The organism is Streptomyces sp. NPDC056480 (assembly GCF_042795405.1).
In the GTDB taxonomy this organism is placed as follows: Bacteria; Actinomycetota; Actinomycetes; order Streptomycetales; family Streptomycetaceae; genus Streptomyces.
This window is the reverse complement of the sequence record NZ_JBHTSA010000149.1, coordinates 1-8741: the sequence shown is the minus strand read 5'-3', so window position 1 is coordinate 8741 and position 8741 is coordinate 1. Positions and strand designations below refer to the sequence as shown.

The following is an 8741-nucleotide window of genomic DNA, read 5'->3' as shown; positions in this document are numbered from 1 at the left end:
GTTGGGGGGGGTGTTTTTTTTTCTTATGTCCGGCCCGCGGGGGGGTGTGGTGGGGGGGGGGCGCGTTTAGGCCGCGGGGCGCGGGGGGCTGGTGCTTGACCTGCCCGCGGCCCCCCCGCCCGTCCCGCCCCCAGGATCGGAGGCATGCTGTGGTCCGACCCGAAGAATCAGCCGCCGAAGTTCATGCGCGACATGCAGGCGAAGCTCCGTCGCGCGGGCGTGCTGCTGGCCCTGGCGATGGTGGTGGCGATGTTCGTGGTCAGCGCCCGCTGAGCCCGGGACTGGCTACGCTGCCCCCATGACTGCTGATCCGCGCCGTGTCGTGCTCGCCTCCGCCTCCCCCGCCCGCCTCAACCTGCTCCGTCAGGCCGGGCTCGCCCCCGAGGTGATCGTGAGCGGCGTCGACGAGGACAAGATGCACGCCCCGACGCCCGCCGAGCTCGCGCTCGCCCTCGCGGAGGCGAAGGCCGCCCATGTCGCCGCCCGCCCCGAGGCGTTCGGCGCACTGGTCATCGGCTGCGACTCGGTCCTCGAGCTCGACAAGCAGGCCCTCGGCAAGCCGGCGGACGCGGAGGAGGCCACCGCCCGCTGGAAGGCGATGCGCGGCCGGGTCGGCATCCTCCAGACGGGTCACTGCGTGTACGACACGGCCGCCAAGCGCTACGAGTCGGCGACGGCCTCCACCGTGGTCCGCTTCGGCGAGCCGACGGACGCCGAGATCGCGGCGTACGTGGCGAGCGGCGAACCGCTGCACGTGGCGGGCGCCTTCACCCTGGACGGGCGCTCCGCGCCGTTCATCGACGGCATCGACGGCGACCCGGGCAATGTGATCGGCCTGTCGCTGCCGCTGCTGCGCACGCTGCTCGGGAAGCTGGGCGTGCAGATCACCGACCTCTGGGCCTGACGGGCCGTCGCGCGGGCGCGCCGGTGCGCCTCCGCGGGCGCGCCGGTCCCCCTCCGCGGGTGCGCCTACCCCTGCGCGGGCGCCGATGCCCCTACGCGGGCGCCGGTGCGCCTTCGCGGGGTTCGGCGTCCTTCTCGTACCCCTTCCCGTACGCCACGAGGGTGAGAACGATCAGGCCGAGTACGAGCATCATGAAGGCGAAGGCACCCCAGCCGATCAGGCCGACGGTGACCGCGCCGAGGATGCCGTGCACGACCGCGCAGCCGATGAGCAGGCCTCGGCCGGCGCGCCCGGGCCTGCGGTCGCGGATGCCGGCGACGAGGGCGACGAGGCCGCACAGGGCGAGCGCGAAGCCGGAGGCGATGCCGAGCGCCCAGGTGCCCGTGTACATCGCGTCGGGGTCCATGCCGTCGAGGGACATCGTCTGGATTTTGACGAAGCGAGCCATCACCGCGTTGATCGCGACGATCCCGGGCGCTTCGAGGAACAGCACCGCCGCCGTCACGAGAGCTATCGGTCTGCGGGCCACCTCGGCCACCCCCTGGATACGACTGTTACCGACAGTACGATCGACAGCGCGAAGGCTACTGGCCGGTAAACCCCTGGACAAGAGTGTGCGCACGACCGGCGACGGCGGACGGCAGGGCAAAGAATCGTTGGGCCATTCGTAGGGACTCGACAAAGAAACCCGAATGGCGACTGGCCGCACGAACAGAGACCTGCGCCACACCTCGGAGCTACTGTGCCGTAAAGGAACCCTGCGTACCGTGGTGCGACAAGGGAATTCACGACCCGAGCAGGCCCGGGGTCACGCTCCGTGTGGGCAAGCTCACCACTGGGGACGGGTCGAAAGGCCGTGTCGGCAGTCCCTAAACTCAGCTTGTTTCAAGGAGGGAGCCATCGTGCGCAAGGTGCTCATCGCCAACCGTGGCGAAATCGCTGTCCGTGTGGCCCGGGCGTGCCGGGACGCGGGTATCGGCAGCGTGGCCGTGTACGCCGAGCCGGACCGGGATGCCCTGCATGTCCGGGCGGCTGACGAGGCGTTCGCTCTGGGCGGTGACACTCCGGCGACCAGTTATCTGGACATGGCGAAGGTGTTGCAGGCCGCGAAGGACTCGGGTGCGGACGCGATCCACCCCGGCTACGGGTTCCTCTCCGAGAACGCGGAGTTCGCGCAGGCCGTCCTGGACGCCGGTCTGACCTGGATCGGCCCGCCGCCGCAGGCGATCCGCGACCTGGGCGACAAGGTGGCGGCTCGTCACATCGCGCAGCGCGCCGGAGCCCCGCTCGTCGCCGGTACGCCCGACCCGGTCTCCGGCGCCGACGAGGTCGTCGCGTTCGCCGAGCAGCACGGACTGCCGATCGCGATCAAGGCCGCCTTCGGTGGTGGCGGTCGCGGTCTGAAGGTCGCCCGGACGCTGGAAGAGGTCCCCGAGCTGTACGACTCCGCCGTCCGCGAGGCCGTCGCCGCGTTCGGCCGGGGCGAGTGCTTCGTGGAGCGCTACCTGGACAAGCCGCGGCACGTGGAGACGCAGTGCCTGGCCGACTCCCACGGCAACGTGGTCGTGGTCTCCACGCGTGACTGCTCGCTCCAGCGCCGGCACCAGAAGCTCGTCGAGGAGGCCCCCGCGCCGTTCCTCACCGAGGCGCAGAACGCCGAGCTGTACGCGGCGTCGAAGGCGATCCTGAAGGAGGCCGGCTACGTCGGCGCCGGCACGGTCGAGTTCCTCGTCGGCACCGACGGCACGATCTCCTTCCTGGAGGTCAACACCCGTCTGCAGGTCGAGCACCCGGTGACCGAGGAGGTCGCGGGCATCGACCTGGTCCGGGAGATGTTCCGGATCGCCGACGGCGAGGAGCTGGGCTACGGCGACCCGGCCATAAGGGGTCACTCCTTCGAGTTCCGCATCAACGGCGAGGACCCGGGCCGCGGCTTCCTGCCCGCACCCGGCACCGTCACCCTCTTCGACGCGCCGACCGGCCCCGGTGTCCGCCTGGACGCGGGCGTGGAGTCCGGCAGCGTCATCGGCCCGGCCTGGGACTCGCTCCTGGCCAAGCTGATCGTGACCGGCGCCACCCGTGAGCAGGCCCTGCAGCGCGCCGCGCGTGCGCTCGCCGAGTTCAAGGTGGAGGGCATGGCCACCGCCATCCCGTTCCACCAGGCCGTCGTGGTGGACCCCGCGTTCACGTCCGACCCGTTCCGTGTCCACACCCGGTGGATCGAGACGGAGTTCGTCAACGAGATCAAGCCGTTCGCCCCGGCCGGCGCCGACGCCGACGAGGACGAGTCCGGCCGCGAGACGATCGTGGTCGAGGTCGGCGGCAAGCGCCTCGAGGTCTCGCTGCCCTCCTCGCTCGGCATGACGCTGGCCCGCACGGGTCTCGCGGCCGGTGCGAAGCCGAAGCGCCGCGCGGCCAAGAAGTCCGGCCCCGCCGCCTCCGGCGACACCCTCGCCTCCCCGATGCAGGGCACGATCGTGAAGGTCGCGGTCGAGGAGGGCCAGGAGGTCAAGGAGGGCGACCTGATCGTCGTCCTGGAGGCCATGAAGATGGAGCAGCCGCTCAACGCGCACCGCTCCGGCACCGTCAAGGGCCTGAACGCCGAGGTCGGCGCGTCGATCACCTCCGGCGCCGCGATCTGCGACATCAAGGACTGACCGACGGCACCGGGACCGGCCACGGTCACCGAGTACGGTACGAAGGGCCCGCAGGCACTCGCCTGCGGGCCCTTCGTCGAGGGGAGGGCGATCCACCAGCCATGCGAGCCGACGCACGACGCAATCACGAGCGGCTGCTCACCGAAGCCCGCGCCACCTTCGCCGAACAGGGCGCCGACGCGCCCCTCGAGGAGATCGCGCGTCGCGCGGGCGTGGGCATCGGCACCCTCTACCGGCACTTCCCCACCCGGGGCGAGCTGCTCAGCTCGGTCTTCCAGGAGGCTCTCGCGGAGCTCCTGCACCGCTCGGGAGAGCTGGCCGAGGCCGAGGAGCCGTGCCGGGCGCTCGTGGAGTGGCTGCGGGCGCTGATCGCCCACGCGGGCGAGTACCGGGGGCTCGCGCACGCGCTGATGTCCGCGTCGTACGACCGGAGTTCGGCGCTCGCCCAGTGCAGCGAGCCGCTGCGCGCGGCGGGCGAGCGGCTGCTCGGGCGCGCCAGGGAGGCGGGTCAGGTGCGCGCCGACGTGTCGATCGGCGATCTGATGCAGCTGACCAACGCGATCGCGCTGGCGGCGGAACAGTGCCCGGAGGACGCGGAGTTGGCGGACCGCCTGCTCGCGCTGACGCTTCGGGGCATCAAGGACTGAGCAGGACCGGGTGACAACCGTCCTTGCGGCAGGGAAGGTTCGGCGGCGGAGCGCGGGACCCCTGGGGGAGGGCCCCCCGGCTCAGCGGCGCCGCATGTCGGCGACCCGCGCCGTGCGCTCCAGCGTCTCGGCGGCCATCCCTCCGCCCGGTCCCCGGAACTGACCTGCCGCCATCCGGCCGCGCTGCACCGGGAGCGGCATGTCACGGCGGGGCCGGGCGCCGGGGGGGACCTGGTCACCGCCGGCGGGGCCGCCCGCGGCGCCCGTTCCCGCGACGGCGATCTGCACACCCTGGTCGGCGAGGGCCTGGAGCTCGGTGGCGGCCCGGTCGTCGTGGGCGGGCGGCTCGTCGGTCACCAGGCGGGTGATGACGTCCGTGGGCACCGTCTGGAACATGGTGTCGGAGCCGAGCTTGGTGTGGTCGGCGAGGACCACGACCTCAGCCGCCGCCTGGACCAGCGCCCGGTCCACGCTCGCGGAGAGCATGTTGGACGTGGAGAGGCCGCGCTCGGCGGTGAGCCCGCTGCCGGAGAGGAAGGCGCGGGAGACCCGGAGCCCCTGGAGCGACTGCTCGGCACCGCTGCCCACCAGGGCGTAGTTGGAGCCGCGCAGGGTGCCGCCGGTCATCACGACCTCGACCCGGTTGGCGTGGGCGAGGGCCTGGGCGACCAGGAGCGAGTTGGTGACCACGGTCAGACCGGGCACGCGGGCGAGCCGGCGGGCCAGCTCCTGCGTGGTCGTCCCGGCGCCGACGACGATGGCCTCGCCTTCTTCGACGAGGCTCGCGGCGACGTCGGCGATGGCCGTCTTCTCCGCGGTCGCGAGATGGGATTTCTGCGGGAAGCCGGATTCTCGCGTGAATCCGCCCGGCAACACCGCACCGCCGTGCCGGCGGTCGAGGAGTCCTTCTGCCTCGAGGGCCCGTACGTCTCTCCGTACGGTCACCTCAGAGGTCTGGACGACGCGGGCGAGCTCGCGGAGCGACACGGCCCCATTGGCTCGCACCATTTCGAGGATCAACTGGCGACGTTCTGCAGCGAACACGAAACTGACAGTAACGTGACCGGCCGATAGTTTTCAGCACTATGCGCCGAATTGCAGAAGATGCACACAGACGGGGCCTCCAAGTGGTATGGGAGACCCCGTCGTTGATCCGTCGTACGCCAGGGCTATGCCCCGCCTTGCCGGGGGTTGTCCGAGTCGGCGAACCGTTCCCGCAGGCGGGAGCCGTGCGCCGGGCGACCGCCCGGAGGAGTGTCAGACCTCGCCCGCGGACTTCCGGGTGTGCAACTGCCGTGCCACTTCCGCGATCGAACCCGACAGGGAGGGGTACACCGTGAAAGCATTTGCGATCTGTTCGACGGTCAGATTGTTGTCGACCGCGATCGAGATCGGATGGATCAGTTCGCTCGCCTTCGGCGCCACGACGCAGCCGCCGACCACGATCCCGGTGCCGGGACGGCAGAAGATCTTGACGAAGCCGTCCCGGATGCCCTGCATCTTGGCGCGCGGGTTGCGCAGCAGCGGCAGCTTGACGACCTTGGCGTCGATCTTGCCCGCGTCCACGTCGGCCTGCGTGTAGCCGACGGTGGCGATCTCGGGGTCGGTGAAGACGTTCGACGAGACCGTCTTCAGGTTGAGCGGGGCCACCGCGTCGCCGAGGAAGTGGTACATCGCGATGCGGCCCTGCATCGCGGCCACCGAGGCGAGCGCGAAGACACCGGTCACGTCACCCGCCGCGTACACGCCGGGGGCGGTCGTACGGGAGACCTTGTCGGTCCAGATGTGACCGGAGTCCTTCAGTTTGACGCCCGCCTCCTCCAGACCCATTCCGGCCGAATTCGGGATCGCGCCGACCGCCATCAGACAGTGCGTGCCGGAGATGACCCGGCCGTCCGCGAGGGTGACCTCGACCCGGTCGCCGACCCGCTTGGCGGACTCGGCGCGGGAGCGGGCCATGACGTTCATGCCGCGGCGGCGGAACACGTCCTCGAGGACGGCGGCGGCGTCCGGGTCCTCGCCGGGCAGCACGCGGTCGCGGGAGGAGACCAGGGTGACCCGGGAGCCGAGGGCCTGGTAGGCGCCGGCGAACTCGGCACCCGTCACACCGGAACCGACCACGATGAGCTCCTCCGGGAGCTCCTTGAGGTCGTAGACCTGCGTCCAGTTCAGGATGCGCTCGCCGTCCGGCTTGGCGTCCGGCACCTCGCGCGGGTGGCCGCCGGTCGCGATCAGCACGGCGTCCGCGGTCAGCGTCTCCTCCGTGCCGTCGGCGGCCGTGACGACCACCTGGCGGGAGCCGTCCATCGCCTGCCGGCCGGAGAGCCGGCCGCGGCCGCGCAGCACCCGGGCGCCGGCCCGGGTGACGGAGGCGGTGATGTCGTGAGACTGGGCGAGCGCGAGGCGCTTCACCCGCCGGTTGACCTTGCCGAGGTCCACGCCCACGACACGGGCGGCCTGCTCCACGTGCGGGGTGTCGTCCGCGACGATGATGCCGAGCTCCTCGTACGAGGAGTCGAAGGTGGTCATCACCTCGGCGGTGGCGATCAGGGTCTTGGAGGGGACGCAGTCGGTCAGGACGGACGCGCCGCCGAGGCCGTCGCAGTCCACGACGGTCACCTCCGCGCCGAGTTGGGCGCCCACCAGGGCCGCCTCGTATCCGCCGGGTCCGCCGCCGATGATCACGATCCGGGTCACTGGGATCTACGCCTCGCGCTCTCGTTCTGCCGGGGGGTCCCCCCGCTGGGATGCAGTGCGTACGCCATTGTCCCGCACGCTTCAAGTGCGTACCCCATTCTCCCGCACGCCCGGCGCGGCCTCACGCCGGGGCCTCCGAAGGGGTGCGCGTGCCCCGTGGGCGTACGGCGGAGCCTCCACCTCGGAGTTCTCCGGACACCCCGCCCCCTCCCGTACCCTCGGTCCCATGTCGCTCTACGCCGCTTTCGCCGGCAACCTCGACGCGCGGCTGATGAGCCGCCGCGCACCGCACTCCCCACTGCGCGGTACCGGCTGGCTCAACGGCTGGCGGCTCACCTTCGGCGGCGAGCAGATGGGCTGGGACGGCGCGCTGGCCACGATCGTGGAGGCCCCGCGCTCCCAGGTCTTCGTGGCGCTGTACGACGTCGCGCCGATGGACGAGGAGTCCATGGACCGCTGGGAGGGCGTCGGGCTCGACATCTACCGCCGGATGCGGGTCCGGGTGCACACCCTGGACGGCGAGGAGCCGGCCTGGGTGTACGTCCTCAACGCGTACGAGGGCGGGCTGCCGTCGGCGCGGTACCTGGGCGAGGTCGCCGACGCGGCGGAGTCGGCGGGCGCGCCGCACGACTACGTGATGGAGTTGCGCAAGCGTCCCTGCTGAGGCCGTCGCGAAGTCGGTCCGGGGGTGTGGGAACCGCCGAGGGACGAAGGTGACTCCTCCCCTGTGCCATTCGTCGGAAACGACAAGACAACGATCGCATGTCCGTCGGCATCGTCATCTACGCGCGTAGGCAAACTCCGGCTACGCTTCTGCGCGTATCAAATCCGTCCGGGGCCAGCCTCGGACCCCCCTCCCCGAGGCGAGAGAGTCAGTGAACGCAACTGCCACCCCGTACGAGGCCGCCGAGGCCGCTGCCGCACGTCTTCGCGAGCTGACCGGAGTCGAGAACCACGACGTCGCCCTGGTCATGGGCTCGGGCTGGGCGCCCGCCGTCGACGCCCTCGGTGCCCCCGAGGCCGAGTTCCCGGTGACCGACCTGCCCGGCTTCCCGCCGCCCGCCGTCGAGGGCCACGGCGGAAAGGTCCGCTCGTACAAGATCGGCGAGAAGCGCGCCCTGGTCTTCCTCGGCCGCACCCACTTCTACGAGGGCCGCGGCGTCGCCTCCGTCGCGCACGGCGTCCGCACCGCCGTCGCCGCCGGCTGCAAGACGATCATCCTGACCAACGGCTGCGGCGGCCTGCGCGAGGGCATGCGCCCCGGCCAGCCGGTGCTCATCAGCGACCACCTCAACCTGACGGCCGCCTCGCCGATCGTCGGCGCGAACTTCGTCGACCTCACCGACCTGTACTCGCCGCGGCTGCGCGCGCTGTGCAAGGAGGTCGACGAGACCCTCGAAGAGGGCGTCTACGTGCAGTTCCCCGGCCCGCACTACGAGACCCCGGCCGAGATCAACATGGTCCGCGTGCTCGGTGGCGACCTGGTCGGCATGTCCACCGTCCTCGAGGCCATCGCCGCCCGCGAGGCGGGTGCCGAGGTCCTCGGCATCTCGCTGGTCACCAACCTGGCGGCGGGGCTCTCGGGCGAGCCGCTGAACCACGAGGAAGTACTGCAGGCGGGCCGCGACTCCGCGGCGCGGATGGGTGAGCTGCTGACGCGGGTCCTCGACCGCATCTGAGTCTTCACCGCGCCCCCCGCACCGTTCGGCCCTCGGTGGCCGAACGGGCTTCGGGGCGCTGCGGCGGCCTCCGACCGCCGGAGTGGTCCCCGACCGCCCGTCGGCGGGGCCGCCGCGCGGGGCTTCCTCCCCACCCCGCCCCTTCCCGAACCGGGGC

General features: G+C 71.7%; 9 protein-coding genes. 6 read left to right on the top strand and 3 right to left on the bottom strand.

Features of this window, described 5'->3' with window-relative positions:
• The first annotated feature begins 144 nt into the window (after positions 1–144).
• Complete coding sequence (mmpB, locus tag ACFQ79_RS36340) at positions 145–273, top strand: morphogenic membrane protein MmpB (RefSeq protein WP_266968684.1); 129 nt, start codon at positions 145–147, stop codon at positions 271–273.
• A gap of 25 nt (positions 274–298) precedes the next feature.
• Positions 299–904 carry a nucleoside triphosphate pyrophosphatase gene (locus ACFQ79_RS36335; protein ID WP_383591502.1) on the top strand — a complete coding sequence of 202 codons (606 nt, stop codon included), beginning with the start codon at positions 299–301 and terminating at the stop codon, positions 902–904.
• A gap of 91 nt (positions 905–995) precedes the next feature.
• Here ACFQ79_RS36335 and ACFQ79_RS36330 read toward each other — a convergent pair whose 3' ends face one another.
• Positions 996–1433: a hypothetical protein gene (locus ACFQ79_RS36330; protein ID WP_383591499.1), complete on the bottom strand. Its 438-nt coding sequence runs from the start codon at positions 1431–1433 to the stop codon at positions 996–998.
• Between the two features lie 373 nt (positions 1434–1806).
• Here ACFQ79_RS36330 and ACFQ79_RS36325 point away from each other — a divergent pair, with 373 nt between their 5' ends.
• Positions 1807–3561 (top strand): acetyl/propionyl/methylcrotonyl-CoA carboxylase subunit alpha, encoded by a 1755-nt coding sequence (locus ACFQ79_RS36325; protein WP_383591496.1) that lies wholly within the window; start codon positions 1807–1809, stop codon positions 3559–3561.
• Between the two features lie 101 nt (positions 3562–3662).
• Positions 3663–4208: a TetR/AcrR family transcriptional regulator gene (locus tag ACFQ79_RS36320; protein WP_383591493.1), complete on the top strand. Its 546-nt coding sequence runs from the start codon at positions 3663–3665 to the stop codon at positions 4206–4208.
• Positions 4209–4289: 81 nt separating this feature from the next.
• On the opposite strand, the gene ACFQ79_RS36315 is transcribed toward ACFQ79_RS36320, so the two are convergent.
• Positions 4290–5216 (bottom strand): DeoR/GlpR family DNA-binding transcription regulator, encoded by a 927-nt coding sequence (locus ACFQ79_RS36315; protein WP_383591490.1) that lies wholly within the window; start codon positions 5214–5216, stop codon positions 4290–4292.
• 249 nt (positions 5217–5465) lie between these two features.
• Positions 5466–6905, bottom strand: a complete 1440-nt coding sequence (locus ACFQ79_RS36310) for an NAD(P)H-quinone dehydrogenase (RefSeq protein ID WP_073910114.1) — start codon at positions 6903–6905, stop codon at positions 5466–5468.
• 226 nt (positions 6906–7131) lie between these two features.
• Here ACFQ79_RS36310 and ACFQ79_RS36305 point away from each other — a divergent pair, with 226 nt between their 5' ends.
• Positions 7132–7569, top strand: coding sequence for a gamma-glutamylcyclotransferase (locus ACFQ79_RS36305; RefSeq protein WP_383591487.1), 438 nt, complete (start codon positions 7132–7134; stop codon positions 7567–7569).
• A 211-nt stretch (positions 7570–7780) separates the two neighbouring features.
• Positions 7781–8584: a purine-nucleoside phosphorylase gene (locus ACFQ79_RS36300; protein ID WP_189832820.1), complete on the top strand. Its 804-nt coding sequence runs from the start codon at positions 7781–7783 to the stop codon at positions 8582–8584.
• Positions 8585–8741: the final 157 nt, after the last annotated feature.

Bases quoted from the DNA above. Each gene is read 5' to 3' on its own strand.
- ACFQ79_RS36335 (WP_383591502.1), top strand. From the start codon at position 299: ATGACTGCTGATCCGCGCCGTGTCGTGCTCGCCTCCGCCTCCCCCGCC.
- ACFQ79_RS36315 (WP_383591490.1), bottom strand. From the start codon at position 5,216: ATGGTGCGAGCCAATGGGGCCGTGTCGCTCCGCGAGCTCGCCCGCGTC.
- ACFQ79_RS36305 (WP_383591487.1), top strand. From the start codon at position 7,132: ATGTCGCTCTACGCCGCTTTCGCCGGCAACCTCGACGCGCGGCTGATG.
- ACFQ79_RS36320 (WP_383591493.1), top strand. From the start codon at position 3,663: ATGCGAGCCGACGCACGACGCAATCACGAGCGGCTGCTCACCGAAGCC.
- mmpB (WP_266968684.1), top strand. From the start codon at position 145: ATGCTGTGGTCCGACCCGAAGAATCAGCCGCCGAAGTTCATGCGCGAC.